Below are 17,723 nucleotides of genomic sequence, written 5' to 3'. Positions count from 1 at the left end.
GGGTGCTTTTGCTACTCATCGCGTAATAGTATCGCTGGTAGAGGACTGAAAGGAACGGCTGTTGAGATGGCTTCTTTTGATCCAGATCGTTTGCCGTTAGTGCAAGTTGCCCTCGACTTATTGAGGGATTCTAGTGCTTCTTCTGCTGGGCGAAAGTACAGCGAGTTGAAGCAGTTCTATGATTGGGTGGATGCGCTCGATTATAAAGTCAGCTTTAGCAGTAGCCAGTCCATGAAGGAAGCATACCTAAAGTATACAGCCCATCTGCTCCAGGCAATTAACTCTTCTAACATCCAGGCTGACCGGTTGTCTAAAAAAGTGGCCGCGAACTATCAAAAGATGGCTGCTGTTATAGTGGGTGCCGTTGCAGGGCTTAGTATTCATCATGTCTATGCTCTTGCGACGAGGATTAGAAAGTCAAAAAAAGTGCCTGGTGGAATGGCGCAGATTCCAAGTCAGGAAGAACAGTCTAGAACTTTTGCGGCACTTGTAAATTTTATTGATGAGATTCACAGGCTTGTGGTCATGAATGGTCAACTACCTGTTGTTTTTTCATCTCCTAATGATCGAGATTTCTATTATTATGTTCCTGCTCAGTTGACATCTAAAGGGCAAGATGTTGATAGCGTTTATTCAAGTTTGTGGAAGTTTGAGAGTTTTCCAAGTTTTAGGGCCTTTGATAATATTTCAGGTTTCTCTCTTAATTCCGAGACTAGAGCGTGGCAGAAATCTACTATTGGGAACATTCGTGCAAGGCTGACAGCACTGTTGGATAACCGGCGCAGCGATGCATACAAAGTGTTGGCGAACCGTGGTATGGCAGCTGGGCTTATGAGTTTTATGGCTGTTACGGGTACGAATTTAACTGTAGCCCTTGAGTTGCTGCTGAGCACTGAAGAAGTCATTCCCACTACGCAAGGGAATAGGTACTCAGGCACAAAGGGGCGGGCTGGAGATAAAGATGTTTTTCCTGAGTTCGGTGCGTTTTATGCACCTATTTTCAAGAAGATAAAAGAGATACGTTTATGGGTGCTAGATGGTCGAAAAAGTGATCTGGTTTTTCCTTATCAAGGATCTGATGGGCTTATAACCCGAACTGAGCCCTCGTGCATTAAAGAGTTGAAGAAACTAATTGCAGGTACGTTACCGAATACAGTGTGGGTGAATGCCAGGGAATGGCGTAAAAATGTTGGTGCAGAATACATCAAGCTAAGTGGCGGCGATACTGTTTTGACTTCAGAAAAGCTGGGTAACACAGAGGCCGTGGTGCGCTCCAGCTATGCTCGTCCATCCTTTGAAGATACTGCAGCGGAGTTGTCTTCATTTTTTGATCAAGCTTATAGTTCGGCGATTGCACGGACTAGAGTGCACTCTACAGTTGGCGTTGCAGTTATCGAGGATTTTGATCATCCCTCCAATGTGCCCACAGGATACTGCGACAAACCAGAAGAGGCGTTGCCGGAATTGGCACCCGGTTTTACTTCTCTCGCGCCCACGCCTGCATGTGGTGAGCCGGTCACTTGCCTATTCTGTAACTATTATGGCGTGCATGCGGATGAACTTGATGTTCGGCGCTTGCTTACACTCCGATATCTGCTGACAATATCTAAGGGCTCAATGCCGAATGAGCGTTTCATTGAAAAAAATGCACCGCTGCTTCATCGGATTGATGAGATTCTTCGGGATGTACAAGGAGTGGGTAGGTTTGACTCAGAGTTCATCTCAAATATCCGAAAGGAAGTTGAGTGTGGTAAGTTAGACCCCTTCTGGGAAATCCACTTCAATACTTTTGTTACTGTGGGAGTTGTTTCGTGAGCGTATTGGATGATCTCAAAGTACGTGGCTTCACGAAGACAATGCTACCCGATATTCCAGAAGATGTATCGGCATGCTTTCTTTTTAATGATGAAATGGTGATTTCGAGGCACCATGATGGTAGGGTTTTGTCCAGAGCCAAAGACTCTGTCTGGGATTTGAGTCCCTACAACGCCAAGGGTCTGTGTAAGCATAATTTTATTAGCTGGACAAAAACTGCATTAGGTGAATTGCAGGTCACCATTGCACGAGAGATGAAGTCTATCCAGTTAGTGCGGTTCAATTATTATCATACGGCTCGAAGGGTGAACTCCGTTAGGCTTTCTGGCTTGAGAAGGCTTGGCGAATTCTGTGAGAAAAATGACATTACTTTGTGTCAGTTGTTCAATGAAAGCAGGTATCAATCCCTGCTATTAAGCAGCCTGGCAAACCTGGGGAATAAGTCTGTAGCGAGAGAGTTGTATGTGCTCGTTGGTGAGCTTTATCATCTTAGGGTCGCACATCCTGACTTCAAATTTGCTCCTGTTGAATATTCACTGGTTGAAAGTTTAAGCCAATTGGCAGGTTCTTATGGTGATTATAAAGAGAGTTTTCAGCAGACTAAGCTGGTTCCGTCAAGAATTTACGCTGCATTCATCGTAGGGTTTGCCTCAGAGCTTGATTTTTTCAACTTGCACTCTCAGAGGTGTGTTGATTTTTGTGAGCGTAGGCAAAATGGTGATATGTATGGTGAAGCCCAGGTTAGAGTTGAGTTTTACTCTCGTGGTACTCCGTGGGAAGATGCTGTTGTAGAGTGTGGGCTTGAAGAAGTGTGTGAGAGGTATTTCATTACAGGTCTTAAAGAGTTTAACGCATATCTCAACTCTATAAATTATATTGCCAAGAATTGGATTCACCTTTTCTCAGGGATGAGGGATAATGAAGCTCGAACCCTGCCGGCCAATACGCTTACTACTATAAGAAGTGGTGAGGAAACGGTTACGATTCTGCGGGGCTATACTTCAAAAACAGTGGGTCAAAATAATGTGCCGACCTATTGGATTAGTAGTCCAATTGTTGAGCGTGCAATCACGGCAGCGAGATCGGTTGGGCGCATAGCTGCTATAAAAAATGGCTGGGACGATTCAGTTCTTTCTGAGTATCCGCTTTTTCCTGCCTTGGGAAATGTAAAAAAAACGTCTGCAGCTCATATATATTCTTCTGCGCCGCTTATGGCAACGGCGCGAACTTTACTGCCTGAAAAAGTTCATGCACGAATTCCTGGCTCGCTAGTTACTGAAGCCGATATTGTGGAGCTGGAGCGTTTCGACGGATTCAGAGACTGGCGAAACGATAAGAAAGTCAAGATTGGCAAGCCGTGGCCCCTCTCTTCTCACCAGTGTCGGCGTTCTCTTGCTGTTTACTCTGCTCGCTCTGGTGTAGTTGGGCTTGGTAGCTTAGCCAATCAGTACAAGCACCTGACCGAAACTATGACTTCATATTATCGGAGCGATCAGGTTTTTGCCGAGAATTTCCTGGCGTTACCTGACCAGCAAGCTCTCATGCGCGAGATGGAATTTGAGCGTCGTGTCGCCAGTATGTTCAGCTACGAGAACGACGTCATCAACTCCTCAGGGAGACTGTGGGGCGGCGAGGGCAATCGGATCCAGGTATCTCGCGACCGTGGTAAGCCTCTGATTATCACCACTGATCGTGAAGTCACAGCTCGTAAGTTTGAGAAGGGCGAGATGGTCTATAAAGAGAGTCCCCTGGGCGGTTGTACCAATCTCGACTCATGCGACAAGATCGGCTTCATCAGCATTTTCGCTTGCCTGGATTGCCAGTACGCGGTTCTGGATAGCAACAAGAGCATCCGGAAGATTAGATACGGTATCTCGAACCTTCAGCAAAGCCGTGGCATGTTCCCTCCCTCAAGCCCTTTCTATAAGCAGCTGAGTCTTGAGATTGACACTGTATACCAGCAGGTGGAGCGAGCTGGTTTTGGTCATGAAATTGAGGATTTGAAATGAGTGCTGAAGACGATTACCTGGCCGCACTAGACCGACTGGAACGCGATGAGCCACGAATCCTGCCGAAGGGAACACTGATCAACAACGACACGGTTGCGCTTGAGGCTGGTCGGAAGCGGGGCTCCATCAAGAAACTGCGCCATGCAGAGCTGTGTAGGAAAATCGACGAAGCCGCAGAGCGCCAGCGCTCCAGTGTCGCGGTCGTCAGTGTTTCGAGTGTAGAGGACGTTAAGAAATCCAAGTCGACAGGCGCTGACAAGACTCTCAATGAGAAATACAAGATTTTAGAGCGCGATTACAAAATAGCTCTTCAGAAGAATATTTCTCTTGTGTATGAGGTATTCACGTTGAAGAAAAAGATTGCAGATCTTGAAAGCAAAGTCAGCGATCAGGATAGCAATGCTCAGGGTAGTAACATACTTAACTTCCCCAGGCCTTGAGTATTAAGTTCAGGCGCTCAGTCATTGTCGGGTAGGTACGAGGTCACCTGGCTGCGTCTATCTGCGTCCAAAGCCCCTCTTCGGGAATCTAAGTACAGTTACTTCTGGCACTCTAAACTTTTTGAAGGCGGCAGTGTGCTTCTTCACAATGATCAGGGTGGCCACGTGAGCATGAGGTCGGTCAGAGAACCATTGCACAATGAGCAAGGTAGCTGGCCCCCGCAGCAGTGAGTCTTCTCAAATGTGGACAGCATTCCGCCCCATGAAGCCGGCTAACGGGGCTGTGAGTTGTCCACGGTTGCTCTAAACGTCAGACCTTTGATGCCTGATGCCACAACCGGCGCAACGTTGACTCAGGCATCCCCAACTGCCTTGCAGCCTCAACCTGAGTGAGTCCTTTTGCTTTTAGCTCTTGGACTGCTTCCAGCTTTTCCCTTGCTCTTGAGATGTTCATGGGAGTCACCCGTTCTGGCTCGGCGGGGAGAGCGACATCAGCTAGATCCAGGCCCTCAATCTCAGCTAGCGAAGCAAGAAGAATTTCTCGAGCCGTGCGACGGTCGTGAGAAGCAATGGTCAGGGCGACGAGGGTCACGGTCTCAATCTCGAGCCCGGCAGCAAGCTTGTAGCTGGTTTCCAGGGAAACGGAGCTCTTAGCCAGCTCCAACTTACTCACTGTCTGCTGATTCACATGCTTGGTCATGGCAGGTTGAGTTATCCCTTTGCGCAGGCGCATCAACTGAAGCACTGCAGCGAAGGAGTAGCGGAGCGACATTAGGAATCCCCAAAAACCAAGATGTATGCCCCGTTTGCCTACCGCCAAACAAACGTCTATAGTTGTTTCTTTGGCGGATGGCTGACCTAGCTGGCAATTTATGGTTAATGAAATACGGGGATATGCTTGATGGAAGGCCCACTCAGCGACGGGCTACTGGGGGAGGGGGGCGTTGATCTGGTCGGCTCTGAACTGCCCCTTGAAGATTTGCTCCTCGCTGCCCGAGAACATTACAAGCGGATGCCTCTTTGCGTGGTCGAGGATTGGGTGATCCTGGACGCCATCCTCACGGATGATGAGCAGGCCAAGGTAGCTGCGGCTGGTTGTCAGCCCATGTTCTTGTTTGCCCACAATGTCGTGCACGACGAACAGCGACGCTTTGAAGCTGGCGATTGGGTGCGGTCGACAATCGCTCGAACCTTCTATGAGGGGTACATCTTCGAGACGAGGAATACCGTCTACCTGCTCAAGGGGCCAGGCCAACGGAAGTCGTCTTCGCTGCAAGGCATCTTCTCAATCTTCTAGGTGTCACGGCCCCGCTTGTGACGACTCGACTGTTTCAGAGATCAAGATATGTTCCGTTCACACCAAGCTGACATCGCCGGTTTCCCAGGAATGTTTGGGGATGGGTTGATGCATTGGCACGGCGTTTCCCGAGCTCTTGCTACGCACTGGTATCACGTGAGTGTTCAGCGTCTCCACGATGGCCAGTTCAGAAATTACGAAGAGATGCTGAACGATGAGGCCCGGCTCGTTGAGCTGCTGTTGGCGCAAGATGAGAGCCTGGTTGTTCGGGAAGTCCAAGCCGTCACACCCGCATGGATGAACAAAGGCGATGGCTGGAAGATGCAAAAGCTGAGGTCTCTCTCCATGGGCTTCAGCGTGGATGAAGTGCCGGTCTCGATCCTTGAGGTTGAGGGCGGTGAGGTTTACATCGACTCGCATGAACCAGGCCTCAACGTCGATTCCCTGACCGGGCTGAAAGAGCTGTATCGCAGTCGTGTCTCGACTTCCGCTACTGTTGCAGGGCTTGGGGGGCATTAACCATGACAGAGAGCAGCGAAGTGGAAGTCGACTTCTACGTCAAACGCTACTCAGATTTCGACCTGCTTCGGATTGCTCGAGCGGTCGGGCAGGGCTTCGAAGAAGAGGTCACGGCGGTTCTTGTAAATGTCCACATCAGTAGGCACAGCGCGGTTGGCGTCGTGTTCGGGCATACCAAGAAGGGGCCGCATGGGCGATACGCGGATGGCCACCTTATTCAAACCTCCGACATCCTCGCTGCAGCCAAGGAGGGGAGGTTTTGGGTCATTACCACGATCCACTCCCGATACGCGATAGCTACATTCCAACGCGATGGTGGGCGGCGTAGCTTCAACGAATTCCGGCGCCTAGTGGGTAATCGGTACTCCAACACCTAATCGCGGGAATCAATTTTAGAAATGAGCCAAGGGTATGGCTGGTTCATGCCCTAGGTATCCCTGTGCCTGCAATATAGGCAGTTAAGCAAGGAGCTGTAAGTGACTAAGTTCGATTACCTCAAAATATCGGGATGCTTGGAGGAGATCCGAGTTTTCGAGCATTTTTCTGACGTCGTTCAGGTGATTATGCGAGTGGATGGAGTGGTCATCCCGAACTTTAAAATTCCATTGGCTATCTATGAGGAGCTTGAGCAGGGTAGTCAGGTCGAGTTTTACGCGCTTGTGCAGAATTCGAAGAATAAAATCAAGAATATCGCAGTTGTCTATGCTGTTCGGACTGCGAGCGGTAGGCTGTTGTCGGTGCCAAGTATGCGTTATAAGGTTCAGATTAATATATTAATAACAGCAGCGATTATGGCTGCAATAGCTTTTGTGGCGAGCTTCATAGGTTTCGCATATTTGGTAGATTTCTTGTTCAGTGGTGGTCGTATGTCTATTTCCGGCCAAGGAACTCTCGCTACTTGGTTGGCATCGATCACAGGGTTAGCGGTTGGCGCTTTCTTTGCCGGTACAGGAGTGTATTTGTTTTACAAAACCACTGTGCTCGATACATGGCAGTCGATTGCGCCAGCTCGGGTGGTGGAGAGGTTCAGTAAGCTTCACCGATAACCAATGAGCGGGCCGCTTCGCGGACGGCTGGCGTGAACCAAATCCCGCCCAAGGCGGGTTTTGGCCCTGTCGAGCTTTCATCCTCCCGTCTGCGCGCTCCGCTTGCCGGATCTCTGAGTTCCAGCATGGTCTCGCATAGACTTGCTGCTGGTAGCAATGCAGCTAGTCGGGCTCCGCATGAATGAAGTTTCTACTCATCAATGTAGAGCCCAGCCTGGTAGCTAATTTATGTAGAATTAGCCCAAGGGGCATTGGTTCAAGGAGAGCAGGTTGTTGTTCCATTGCCCATCAGCATAAGTTCGCAGATAAGCAGCCTTGCCGTTTTCCCTAACTACGCCGATGTAAGCCTTCTTCCCACTAGCCGGGTCTTGGACATAAAAAGTATTCGATTTAGCATCGATGCTTTGAATCACCTGTTCCCTTGTCCATTTCCAACCCGCAGTTGGATTACCCAAGTGGGTGATGCGCTCGTGAGCACTGTTCACGTTAGGTTTTGTAACGCATGTCACAGCTACGTCTGCCATTGCGAGTTCCTTTCGTAGGGTTTTTAATGCGCGTAGAGTCGCGCCACTACCTTGTAGTAACTTTCGGCTATGCATGTCAATGGTGCGGCTGGGTGTAAAAAATGACGCCAAATTGTTGGCTTCAGGCCCGAAGATATTCATAAAGCCCTTCGCTTCTTGCCTAGAGTGGGCTAGTCTCTTCGAGTTGAGGAAAGATTTTTGACCGTTTGTATTCGTCAAGTCAAGGACAGTCATGTCAGCGCAGAAACTCCCTCCCGAATCCGAAGTGGTAACGTGGTTGCAGCAACTTATAGAGCAAGAGGAGCTCTTGGATACGATCCAGGGTCAGGAGGCTGTCCTGTCGCTGGCAGATCTAGGTAGTGAAGAGTGCTTCTTGCCAGCCTTTAGTATCGACTACATCTCGCGACGAACCTCCGCTGAAGCGGCTAGGCATGTGCTTGGTAGGCTTAGCCTATTGGAAATAATATCGATTAATAAAAGCATTTCTCTTACTACTGGTGAAGTGCTACGCCCAGACATCCTTTGTTTCAATTCAGAGACCAAAACTCTTGTGGTTTTTGAAGTGAAGCGTGCGAGCGAAACAGAGCGTCAGACTGTCACAGAACTTGCGGGATATGAGCAAGAGCTTCGAAACATGTTGCCATTCTTGGGGCATTTCGATGTGTGCTTCGTAGTTGTCGCCTCAGATTGGTCAACTCTTCTGGTTCACGCTGTAGGTAGCATGAATGCTTGGTCAGGAAAGCAGTGCCTGGCACTTCGACTCACCAGCAATGAGTCTGGATTTGGCCTGGTTGCGCACTTGCCGGAAGCCTGGCACCTGACGGGTAGTACGAACCTTCCCCCCGAAGCGCTGACGTCAATTGACCTTTACCTTGCTTACAAAGGCATAGATCAATTAGGAGATGAGCTCTCCTTGAATGATCGTAGGGGCTTCGTTGAGGACGATGAGCGTTGGCCCCCTAGAGTTGTTCTTTCAGCTATGGATGTGATCGCTAGGGCAGGGGATCGGGCTGGATCACACGGATTTATGATGGGCGGTTGCAGGAGCTGAGTGCAACACGGTTATTGAATTAAAGCTGGAGCATCATGCCGCATAACCAAGGCTTCCTGCATCACCTCGCCCATGACTTCGATCGGGCACTTGAAATCAAAGCGTTTACGGGGGCGCATATTCAGTTCCAAGGCGATGGCATTCAATTGCTCTTGGCTGTGTACCGACAAGTCAGTCCCCTTGGGCAAGTACTGGCGAATCAGGCCGTTGATGTTTTCGTTGCTGCCGCGCTGCCAGGGGCTGTGCGGGTCGCAGAAGTAGATCGCCACGCCGGTTCTTTGGGTGATCTCGGCATGTCGCGCCATCTCCCGGCCCTGGTCGTAGGTCATACTCTTGCGCATCGCCAGCGGCATGCCATTAAGCGCTGCACTGAAGCCCTCCATCGCCGAGGTCGCCGTTGCGTCGTTCATCTTCACCAGCATCAGGTAGCCACTGGTGCGCTCCACCAACGTGCCTACCGACGAGGCGTTGGCCTTACCCTTGATCAGGTCGCCCTCCCAATGCCCCGGCATCAGCCGGTCTTCGATCTCTGGCGGGCGCACATGAATGCTGACCATTTCAGGGATCTGGCCGCGCCGATCCACGCCACCAGAGCGCGGCCGGCGCGTCGTCTTGCCTTGGCGCAGGCAGACGATCAGCTCCTTGCGCAACTCGCCGACCGGCAAGGCATAGATCGCGTTATAGATCGTCTCACGACAGACGTAGGCGTCTCTGAGGTTGGGTATGGTCATGCTGCGCAGCTTGCCGGCAATCTGCTCGGGAGACAAACGCTTACGCAGCATGTGGGCCACCAACTTGAAGCGCTCGCTACCCGGCAACAGCTTTCGTTTCGGTCGACAGCGTTGGCGGCGGGCCTGCATCTGCTGCTGGGCCACGCGGGCCGAGTAGCTGCCACAGGCATCTCGATTGCGGCGCAGCTCGCGACTGATGGTCGAAGGGGATCGGGTGATCAAGCAAGCAATCTTGCGTAGGCTGAACCCTTGGGCACGGCCGATTTGAATGGTGGCGCGTTCTTCAACGCTGAGTTCGGAATAGGACATAGGGGCAGCACGGTACCGGAAAGGTCAGGTGTTGCACTCAGTTTTCGCGGCCGCCATGCTTTGGCGTGACGTCCACGGATTTGGGAGGGGTAGGTGGTGCATTACGCTTACCGCCATCGATCCCTATACGATGTATGCGTGGTGTAGAGACCATGGTCTACCTCAACGAGAATCCGAAGCTGGAGCGTTCATTCACAACCGTAGAGGTGACCTTCTAGGGCAGACGCCCACCACTGTTTATGACATTGCGAAAGCTGCGTTTCCTTTGTTGGAAGAGCATTTCGATCCGGAGTTTTGCGGCGATTTCCAGTGGCATCTCAAGACTCGACAATACCGTCATAGGGTTGTGCCTACGAGATTCGATTTCTGGGGGAGCTTGGGGCAGCATGCTCGGGACTTTGTTTGCAACTCGGCAGTCAGACAGAACTACATGCCATTCGTAGGGAGGAGTCAGCTGGACTGGACAGATCCTGCGGTTGGAATGACCTTGGTGGCGAACCTCTCGCTTGGAGTGCCATTCTCAGGAGGTGTGATTAAGTGCAGCGATGCCTTCCTCGCTGGTCGTGTCCTCGGAGAATTAGCGGTCGCTGCGTTCAATGCGTCACCCGATAAAGAACATGCCGCCAAGATAGAGCCAATGGTTGAGTGGGCACAACTTGAAGCACTCCGATACGCCATCGAGATGAAGCAGATGTACGACATCACTGAAGAAGTCGTCACGCCAATGCCCCACCTGTCCAACGAACCCTCGAAGCGGTTTGAGTCCGTGCAGAATCTGGCTCAGTGGGTCAGCGAAGACCTAGTCAGCCAACGCCACCCATTTCATCAGGCTTGTTTTGATCTTGGCTATTGCAATTCATCTCTTTTTAAATTGCGGGAGGAGGGGAGCATTAGTCACATCGAACCAAACGAAGCAGCCAAGCTCATTCGAAGCCTACTCGTTGCCGTGTTAGCTAAAGCTGAGGGAAGTCAAGGACAGACGTTGCATTCTCAAAGATACCTTCGATTTATGGCGTTCCTAGAGCCGCATCTCATTCCGGGTATGGACTTGGCGAGTGGGGCCGCTGTTACCGAAGTTTTGAGAACTATTGATGATGAAGTGCTTGTGTCAGGGTTTCCTGATGAGATCGTAGGAGGGTTGGATTCAATCATCCCTGTCGTTTTTCACACCACCAGGCCTCCGCATCCTGGGAAAGTGGATTGGGAGTGGTTGAAGGCTGGTGTGAAAGCTCTTTACGAAGGAGGGGATCATTGTCCCGCTGTCATTTTCAGCCAGAATGGGATGATCGGTAGCGGTCGTTTGCAGGAGCCTTTCCGGCTGGTGTCGCCGATCAGTGACCCAGAGGGGGAAGTCTATGTAATAGACGAGTCGTCTGCATTGAGCATCGCGATCAAAATGACGTGGGATGAGGTAAGGGAGTTTCATGCCAAACGAAGCCAGGGAAATTCGCGTCCTTCTTTAGATAAGAATGCCGTCTAGGCCTCATCGAGACCTTGAGCAATATAACGTATGAGATCTAGCGCGGACATTTACTATCAGCAATGCTATAGATGATGGTGGCTCCATCGATGTCAAATCCAGTGTGCAATCTGGCACTGTATTCAGAGTCTCGCTTCCAACCTCATAGCTCACGCGATCCCTGTTCCGGTGGGAGCGACAGCATTTAGCGCCACCGGTCTGCCTCTACAATCAACACGATGAACGTACTGACGTTGGATTCACCTGAACAGAGTAGGGCGCTTTTCCGTCGCCCCTGACTTTGGGAGTTCAACATGAAAGCCATCGTGTACAACGGCCCACGTGACGTCGCGGTCAAGGATGTTTCTGACGCAAAAATCGAGAAGCCCACCGACGTACTGGTGCGTATCACCACGACCAACATCTGCGGTTCTGACCTGCACATGTACGAAGGCCGCACGTCTTTCGAGACAGGTCGAGTTTTTGGCCATGAAAACCTCGGCGAAGTGATTGAGGTGGGCGCCGGAGTCGACCGGGTCAAAATTGGTGATCGCGTCTGCCTGCCATTCAACATCGGCTGCGGGTTCTGTGAGAACTGCGAAAAAGGGCTCACGGGATTCTGCCTGACAGCCAATCCCGGTTCTGCCGGCGCCGCTTACGGCTTTGCTGAGATGGGGCCCTACCAAGGCGGTCAGGCGGAACTGCTCCGCGTTCCGTATGCGGATTTCAACTGCCTGGTGCTGCCTGAGGACGCCCAGGAACGAGAAGATGACTACGTCATGCTCTCGGATATTTTCCCTACTGGTTGGCATGCAACTGAGCTGGCCGGACTGCTTCCTGGTGAGAGCATTGCGATTTACGGCGCAGGGCCTGTTGGCCTGATGGCGGCGCATTCGGCAATCATCAAAGGCGCGTCCCAGGTTTTCGTCATCGACAACCAGCCGGATCGCCTACAGCTTGCCGCGCAGCTTGGGGCAACTCCCATCAACGCAGTCGAGCAAAGAGCAGTGGAAGAGATCATGAACCTTACCCACGGCAAAGGCACCGACCGGGGCTGTGAGTGCGTCGGTTACCAGTGCTGCGACAAGCATGGCCATGAAGCGAACTACCTCACCATGAACAACTTGGTCGCTTCAACCAAGGCCACTGGCGGCATCGGCGTGGTTGGGGTGTTTGTGCCAGAAGATCCTGGAGCGAAAAACGAACTGGCGAAGGAGGGCAAGATGGCCTTCGACTTCGGTGCGTTCTGGTTCAAGGGCCAACAGATCCGGACAGGTCAGGCGAATGTAAAGGCCTACAATCGCCGCCTGGCAGAGCTTATCCATCATGGGCGCGCCAAGCCCTCGCATATCATTTCCCATCGTTTGAAATTGGCCGAAGGCCCAGATGCCTACAAGCACTTCGATGCGCGGGATGATGGCTGGACGAAAGTGGTGCTCAAGCCTGCTGCGTGATCCGCTCTCACTGCTTCCAGGGACGGAAGCTTGGTGAGAAGGGCAACCTGCATGTTTTAAAAGCAACCCTTCACCGGCTTGTCAGGGCGTTATCACCCGGCAATTTCCAGTTGCGTGTTCTTCCGCCACCCTCGCAGATTCATCGCGCAGAGGCAGAACTGTAGGATGATCAGAGCCCAGGCTTGTGCTTGCCAGCCCCACACAGCCCACAGCACGTTGCTTGCGATGAAACAGCAGAATCCAATCTTTCTTCTACCCGGACGGCGCGAACCGATGCACCAGGCTGCCAGCACGGTCATCACCATGGCAGGCCATTCAAGTAACCCAATCCAATATTCCATGAAACCTTCCAAATGATGATGGGTATCTGAAGCTAATCACCTGCCAGCTTCCAGAGAGCTGGCAGGTGATGGCTCCACTAAGCGGCTCGGCGCTCGCCCTTGAGCATCTTTTTCTGCATTTCCATGGTTTGCCCAAGCTCCTCGAGGGTATCCTTGCTGAGCAGCTTCTTCGCGGTGGGGAAGAGCTCGCCTTCTTCTTCCTCGATGTGATGCTCCAACAGCTCTTTCATGACCTTGACTCTCCCGGCGAATTCGACGGTGCCGGTTTCGGTATGCAGCAGGTCGGGTAGGACGAGGGAGTCAACAGTCCGGTGTTCTTCCTTGGCCTCGTAGTACATTTTCGCTTCTTCCTTGCCACCCGCTTCCTTGATGGCCGGATATAGAATTTCTTCTTCGAGCGCGGTGTGAATCTGCAGCTCCTGCTCGATCCTGTGGAGTAGATCGGCCCGTTTTTTCACTGCTCGCTCGGTGGTGGTCGACAGCTCTTCGAGCAGCTTCTTTACCAATTTGTGGTCTTGAATCAGTAAGTCGATAGCGTTCATGGCGTTACCTCATCACGGATTGGATGTAAGAACTTGCCTCTGGTTGAGTAGCCGCTAAGCGAGACGGTTCAACGCAGATGATGGCTGGCGTCATCGTTCAGGATGGCAACCTCCAATAGCCATTGCGGCTTTGAGGGCTGCCAGGTGAGTCAAGCCCTGAGGAAGGTTGCCCAGATATTGTCCAGTCTGCGGATCGATCATCTCCGAGTAGATGCCTACCCCGTGTGATAGCCCTTGCAAAGCATCTGCATAGGCGGCTACGGCATGTTCTTGCTGGCCGAGGATTGCCCAGGCTTCGATCAACCAGAATGTGCAGGCCAGGAAGCAACCTTCCTCTTCCTGTGCATCGGTGTAGCGATAATGGAAAGCGCCCGCCCCCAGATCATGGTCAATGGCTTGCAGTGTGCTGCGCATACGTTGTTTGCTGGGGTAACCGAACCTGACCGCCAGTGCCAGTGAGGCGTCCAGCCGGTCGCTGTCTGGATAGAACAGGTAGGCTTGGCGCTCCTCGCTCCAGCAGTGCGCCTCGATCCATGCCTGGATGCGCTGGCGCTCGCGATCCCAGCGTTCCCGGCAGGTGGTGGGAAGGTGGCCGCCATCTGCCAGTTCGATGGCCCGGCTCAAGGCTTGCCAGCAACTGATCTTGGACATCGTGTAGTGCTGCTTTTCCGGCAACTCCCAGATACCGGCGTCCTGCTGACGCCAACAGTCGGCGCACTGGTCGGCAAGGCCTGAGAGGAGCATGGCGCTCGGGGAATCAAGAATGTTGCCGCTGTCGATGAAGCAACGGGCGGTTTCGAAAATGTCGCCGAACACGCCATGCTGCAGCTGGTCGCGCGCGTCGTTGCCAACGACTGGAGGCGAGTTTTTGTAACCAGGGAGATCAACCTGGCGCACGCAATCACCAATGGCCCCGTCCAAGGTATAAAACACCCGTGGCCCATGTTCACTCAGGCGGCGCAGCAACCAGGTGAAGGCAGCCTTGGCTTCCGGCTGTGCGCCGATGCCCAGAAACGCTTCGATGGTGTAGCTGGCGTCGCGTATCCAGGCGAAGCGGTAATCGTAGTTTTTGCTGCCACCAATCCGCTCGGGAAGGGATGAGGTCGCTGCCGCCATGATCGAGCCACTTGGAGAGGACAACAGAAGCTTGAGGGCCAGCGCATTACGGACTACATGGTTTTGGTACGGGCCGTCGTAGACCAGCCCCTTCGACCATTGGCACCACTCACAGTGCGAGCCGTCGATGCGTTCATCGATCAAGGCCAATGGGGGTACGACCAGGGGCTCATCTCGTCCTGCGATGATTGCGACCACTGAGCGTTGTCCTGCTGCAAGGCTAAGGACAGCACGCACGCCCATGTCATCCTTGCGTTCGATGTGCACCTGATGGTCGTGCAGGAACATGCCGAGTATTCGGCCCGCATGAAAAACGCAGGCATTGTCATTCGGCGCCACGTAGGGGCTTACCGTGTCGGCTTGGGTTCCGAAGTCGATGGCTAACTCGAAATCGACCGTACCCTCGACACATTCGAGGCGCCTGGCAAGTTCGGCCCAAGGTAAACGCCCAGCGGGGCCACTGTTCAAGGACTCGGTCAGCCGCGCACGACCCTCGTGGGTGATGAAGAGTGTCTCGAGGACGTTGCTGCCTGGCAGGTAGCGCCGCTCAGCAACGAACGGCTCGTTGGGGGTAATGGAAAAGTAGCCTCCTGTTTGCGGAGCCAGCAGCTTGTCGAACAGGGGAGGTGAATCCATGTGCGGCACACACCACCAGTCGATGGAACCGTCCAGACCAATCAGTGCCACGGAACGCCCATCCCCGAGTGCACCATACTGCTCCAGGGGCAACCAGCCACCCTCATCTCGCTCAGGTGCACCCTGTTGAGCTTCTACCGGTTCTCTTTCCATCGGTGTGCCTTCGAGATCATGTGTTCTGATTCCGACATGGCTATCTGGCGTCTGGTTCGTCTTATGTGAGCGTTGCGCAAATAGAGGGAATTTAGGATTGGCATGAATATCTCATGTAAAGCGGGACACAAGGGAGCTTTGTGCCCTCGCATTACCCTGCAAGGAACAAGAACAAAAGGGGGCTTACATGAGTTGTCTGATTTGCGCTGGGCAAGCTGAGTCCGTCGAATGCACCGGTGGATGGGAAGAGCGACGCTGTTCTAAATGCGGCTGTTACCGAATGTCCCAAGCGCTCATTCTGGTGATGATGGAAGAGGGTCAGATTTTTGATACCGAGCGGATGCGGGCCTGGCTGGTATCCCGGCGCGAACTGATGCCCATCCCTACCATCGACCATAGCCAGGCGATATTTGCACTCTAAAAGGCCTGAGAGGTGGAGCTCCGTGCCTTATTCGGCAGGAATGATCGAAATCTTTCCATTGCGTTCGACGATAGCGAACTTTACCTGCTCAATGTTCTCGATGCCTTGGCTGTCCCGCGCTGACTCAAGGATATCGTCCTCCGTGAGTCGTGCGCGACGCATGCGGTGATGCAGGAAGCGCCCATTTTCAACAACCAGGGTAGCGTGCCCATCCAGAAACCTGGCCAAGGGCTTGGAGTTGAGCTTCGCGAGTGAAAGGCCGACGTCCAAAACGATCAGCGTGGCAATTACCAGCATGGCATTGGTGAATGAAAAATCCTCGCCCAGAAGTGCCTGCTGGGTGGCTTCCCCAATGATCAGCAACAAGACGAAGTCAAAGGTCGTCAGGTCGGCCAGTGAGCGCCGTCCGGCTACGCGAAACAGCAGCATAAGTGCGACGTACATCCCGGCTGCGCGGAGGATCGAATCCATGACGCACTCCTAGGGGTAAAGGAATGTGGAGAAGTGAACGGCGCTTTCAGGGCCAGCCCTGACGCTGCCCTCTAGAGTGCCTACGTGCTCACTTCGAAGGGTCAAGTACAAGGTGGCGACCCCATCTTGCTTAGTACCCAATTGGAACAGCATGGCCTGGCCATGCGACATCGACTGTTGTGGCTCCGGTTGCAACGTCTCGATACTGGCGTCACGGAGCAATGATCCCTCGAGTTGCACCTCCACCGGCTGACCAGGGATACCCTGAACGGTGATGAAAAGGCTGTCTGTCGTGCCGCTTCGGCTGAGGCGCTGGTACTCAACCCGTACCCGTCCATTCGGGCTCACCACCTCCGCATCGCTCAATGGGCCATTACCGAACAGGCCTGCCAAGGCAAGCAATACGATGGCCACGAGCACGTACCACCCCACGCGCTCGAAGCGCCAAACACGCTGCTGCATCGGCATGTCTTCTTGAACAGGATGACGCCTGGATAGCAGTTCATCTTCCGACATGATCACCCCCTCAGGCGCGCTCACCGCGTAGCCAGCGCTGGTGATAGTGGGAAAGCCGGGTCAACCCGAACAGGGCACCTTGGCGCATGACTTCAGGCCGCTCGCCGAAGAAGCGTTGAGTGCGCGTGAAAACGGCAATTGGCTCGCCGGCGAAGGCCCACGCAAAGCACATCGTCCCCGGTGGTATCCCGGATTCGGGCGCCGGCCCGGCTATACCGGTGGTGGCGATCACCACATTCGCATCGCTGTCCCTCAAGGCGCCCAAGGCCATTTCCCAAGCTACTGCTTCGCTGGTCAGGCCGTATCGTTCGATGGTTTCGGCGCTGACCCCCAGCAGCCGCTTCTTGGCGCTGGGTGAGTAGACGACATAGCCGCTTTCCAGCACCTCTCCGGTACCCGGTACCGCCGCCAACAACGCCACAAGGCAGCCTGCAGTGCACGATTCTGCTGTGCTCAAAATCAGTTTGTTGTTTTTGAGATAGCCGAGGGCGGCCAGTACAGGGTCGTTTTCCATTCCAGAATCGACTCGCTTGTTTTGCGGTGGACGCGAGCCTGGGGTAATTGGTTCATCGCCCGTGTTGCCCGCCCATCTCCTGAAGTGTCACTGACCTGAACTTTGCCCCGTAGATTGGCTTCCCTTGTTCAAAGGCAATGGGAGGAGAGCAACATGAAGAAAGTGAGCGTCAGCCAAAAAGAAGGTGCGCAGACAAGGCCGCATGGGGAAGAGGAGCGAGATAACGATGCTCATCGTCCGGATGGATCCACCGGCACATCACATGACTCGACAGCGCAAAAAACGGCCCGTGATCACGATCAGCACAAACGCTGAAACTGCCACGCAAAAAGAGAGTCAGGCTCGCCAGCACGGCGAGC

Annotated in this window: 21 protein-coding genes; 11 read left to right on the top strand and 10 right to left on the bottom strand. The window is 53.1% G+C overall.

The genetic code is table 11. The features are described 5' to 3' along the window. Positions 1-66 precede the first annotated feature (66 nt). From C4Q27_RS29265 to C4Q27_RS03425, 3 genes are read left to right on the top strand one after another with little or no spacing between them, the layout of a single operon-like run. On the top strand, positions 67-1,815 hold the full coding sequence (locus tag C4Q27_RS29265; RefSeq protein ID WP_158666123.1) for a hypothetical protein: 1,749 nt from the start codon (positions 67-69) through the stop codon (positions 1,813-1,815). Further along, complete coding sequence (locus tag C4Q27_RS29260; protein ID WP_158666122.1) at positions 1,812-3,824, top strand: hypothetical protein; 2,013 nt, start codon at positions 1,812-1,814, stop codon at positions 3,822-3,824. The genes C4Q27_RS29265 and C4Q27_RS29260 overlap by 4 nt, the downstream gene beginning before the upstream one ends. Continuing rightward, positions 3,821-4,264, top strand: a complete 444-nt coding sequence (locus C4Q27_RS03425) for a hypothetical protein (protein WP_177409990.1) — start codon at positions 3,821-3,823, stop codon at positions 4,262-4,264. Before C4Q27_RS29260 ends, C4Q27_RS03425 begins: the two co-directional genes overlap by 4 nt. Before the next feature lie 310 nt (positions 4,265-4,574). Here C4Q27_RS03425 and C4Q27_RS03420 read toward each other — a convergent pair whose 3' ends face one another. Next, positions 4,575-5,036 carry a helix-turn-helix domain-containing protein gene (locus tag C4Q27_RS03420; protein WP_104886492.1) on the bottom strand — a complete coding sequence of 154 codons (462 nt, stop codon included), beginning with the start codon at positions 5,034-5,036 and terminating at the stop codon, positions 4,575-4,577. 129 nt (positions 5,037-5,165) lie between these two features. Here C4Q27_RS03420 and C4Q27_RS03415 point away from each other — a divergent pair, with 129 nt between their 5' ends. Beyond that, positions 5,166-5,561 carry a hypothetical protein gene (locus C4Q27_RS03415; RefSeq protein WP_046614925.1) on the top strand — a complete coding sequence of 132 codons (396 nt, stop codon included), beginning with the start codon at positions 5,166-5,168 and terminating at the stop codon, positions 5,559-5,561. Between the two features lie 48 nt (positions 5,562-5,609). After that, complete coding sequence (locus tag C4Q27_RS03410) at positions 5,610-6,080, top strand: hypothetical protein (protein WP_104886491.1); 471 nt, start codon at positions 5,610-5,612, stop codon at positions 6,078-6,080. Between the two features lie 50 nt (positions 6,081-6,130). Here C4Q27_RS03410 and C4Q27_RS29935 read toward each other — a convergent pair whose 3' ends face one another. Continuing rightward, positions 6,131-6,301, bottom strand: coding sequence for a hypothetical protein (locus C4Q27_RS29935; RefSeq protein ID WP_158666121.1), 171 nt, complete (start codon positions 6,299-6,301; stop codon positions 6,131-6,133). A gap of 255 nt (positions 6,302-6,556) precedes the next feature. On the opposite strand from C4Q27_RS29935, the gene C4Q27_RS03400 reads away from it, so the two are divergent. Continuing rightward, positions 6,557-7,126, top strand: coding sequence for a hypothetical protein (locus tag C4Q27_RS03400; protein ID WP_104886489.1), 570 nt, complete (start codon positions 6,557-6,559; stop codon positions 7,124-7,126). Positions 7,127-7,362: 236 nt separating this feature from the next. Here the strand turns inward: C4Q27_RS03400 and C4Q27_RS29515 are convergent, their stop codons facing one another. Next, positions 7,363-7,884, bottom strand: coding sequence for a DUF3892 domain-containing protein (locus C4Q27_RS29515; protein WP_218277905.1), 522 nt, complete (start codon positions 7,882-7,884; stop codon positions 7,363-7,365). On the opposite strand from C4Q27_RS29515, the gene C4Q27_RS03390 reads away from it, so the two are divergent. Next, positions 7,883-8,701 (top strand): hypothetical protein, encoded by an 819-nt coding sequence (locus tag C4Q27_RS03390; protein ID WP_256599996.1) that lies wholly within the window; start codon positions 7,883-7,885, stop codon positions 8,699-8,701. The two genes, C4Q27_RS29515 and C4Q27_RS03390, sit on opposite strands and share 2 nt — an antisense overlap. An 11-nt stretch (positions 8,702-8,712) precedes the next feature. Here C4Q27_RS03390 and C4Q27_RS03385 read toward each other — a convergent pair whose 3' ends face one another. After that, complete coding sequence (locus C4Q27_RS03385; RefSeq protein ID WP_039615380.1) at positions 8,713-9,741, bottom strand: IS30 family transposase; 1,029 nt, start codon at positions 9,739-9,741, stop codon at positions 8,713-8,715. Positions 9,742-10,222: 481 nt separating this feature from the next. Here C4Q27_RS03385 and C4Q27_RS03380 point away from each other — a divergent pair, with 481 nt between their 5' ends. Beyond that, the gene (locus C4Q27_RS03380) at positions 10,223-11,221 is read left to right on the top strand and encodes a hypothetical protein (RefSeq protein WP_158666120.1); all 999 of its coding nucleotides are present in this window, start codon (positions 10,223-10,225) and stop codon (positions 11,219-11,221) included. Between the two features lie 293 nt (positions 11,222-11,514). Then, a complete protein-coding gene (locus C4Q27_RS03375) occupies positions 11,515-12,654 on the top strand; it encodes a glutathione-independent formaldehyde dehydrogenase (RefSeq protein ID WP_016711392.1) in 1,140 nt (379 codons plus the stop codon). A 92-nt stretch (positions 12,655-12,746) separates the two neighbouring features. Here the strand turns inward: C4Q27_RS03375 and C4Q27_RS03370 are convergent, their stop codons facing one another. From C4Q27_RS03370 to C4Q27_RS03360, 3 genes are all read right to left on the bottom strand, one after another. Continuing rightward, positions 12,747-12,995 carry a hypothetical protein gene (locus tag C4Q27_RS03370; RefSeq protein ID WP_016711391.1) on the bottom strand — a complete coding sequence of 83 codons (249 nt, stop codon included), beginning with the start codon at positions 12,993-12,995 and terminating at the stop codon, positions 12,747-12,749. A 77-nt stretch (positions 12,996-13,072) separates the two neighbouring features. Further along, entirely contained in the window at positions 13,073-13,537 is a 465-nt protein-coding gene (locus C4Q27_RS03365; RefSeq protein ID WP_104886486.1) for a hemerythrin domain-containing protein, read from the bottom strand. Positions 13,538-13,627: 90 nt separating this feature from the next. Next, entirely contained in the window at positions 13,628-15,382 is a 1,755-nt protein-coding gene (locus C4Q27_RS03360) for a glycoside hydrolase family 15 protein (RefSeq protein WP_104887840.1), read from the bottom strand. Between the two features lie 340 nt (positions 15,383-15,722). Between C4Q27_RS03360 and C4Q27_RS29395 the strand changes: the two genes are divergently transcribed. Then, positions 15,723-15,863, top strand: a complete 141-nt coding sequence (locus C4Q27_RS29395; protein ID WP_016711387.1) for a hypothetical protein — start codon at positions 15,723-15,725, stop codon at positions 15,861-15,863. A 27-nt stretch (positions 15,864-15,890) separates the two neighbouring features. Here C4Q27_RS29395 and C4Q27_RS03355 read toward each other — a convergent pair whose 3' ends face one another. From C4Q27_RS03355 to C4Q27_RS03345, 3 genes are read right to left on the bottom strand one after another with little or no spacing between them, the layout of a single operon-like run. Continuing rightward, on the bottom strand, positions 15,891-16,334 hold the full coding sequence (locus C4Q27_RS03355) for a DUF421 domain-containing protein (RefSeq protein WP_104886485.1): 444 nt from the start codon (positions 16,332-16,334) through the stop codon (positions 15,891-15,893). A 9-nt stretch (positions 16,335-16,343) separates the two neighbouring features. Continuing rightward, complete coding sequence (locus C4Q27_RS03350) at positions 16,344-16,850, bottom strand: hypothetical protein (RefSeq protein ID WP_177409989.1); 507 nt, start codon at positions 16,848-16,850, stop codon at positions 16,344-16,346. A 10-nt stretch (positions 16,851-16,860) separates the two neighbouring features. Next, entirely contained in the window at positions 16,861-17,364 is a 504-nt protein-coding gene (locus C4Q27_RS03345) for a CinA family protein (protein ID WP_104886483.1), read from the bottom strand. A 153-nt stretch (positions 17,365-17,517) separates the two neighbouring features. Here C4Q27_RS03345 and C4Q27_RS29390 point away from each other — a divergent pair, with 153 nt between their 5' ends. Next, positions 17,518-17,679, top strand: coding sequence for a hypothetical protein (locus C4Q27_RS29390; RefSeq protein WP_162998278.1), 162 nt, complete (start codon positions 17,518-17,520; stop codon positions 17,677-17,679). Positions 17,680-17,723 lie beyond the last annotated feature (44 nt).

It is taken from the genome of Pseudomonas sp. SWI36 (genome assembly GCF_002948105.1).
In the GTDB taxonomy this organism is placed as follows: domain Bacteria; phylum Pseudomonadota; class Gammaproteobacteria; order Pseudomonadales; family Pseudomonadaceae; genus Aquipseudomonas; species Aquipseudomonas alloputida.
This window is presented reverse-complemented; position numbering and strand designations above follow the sequence as displayed.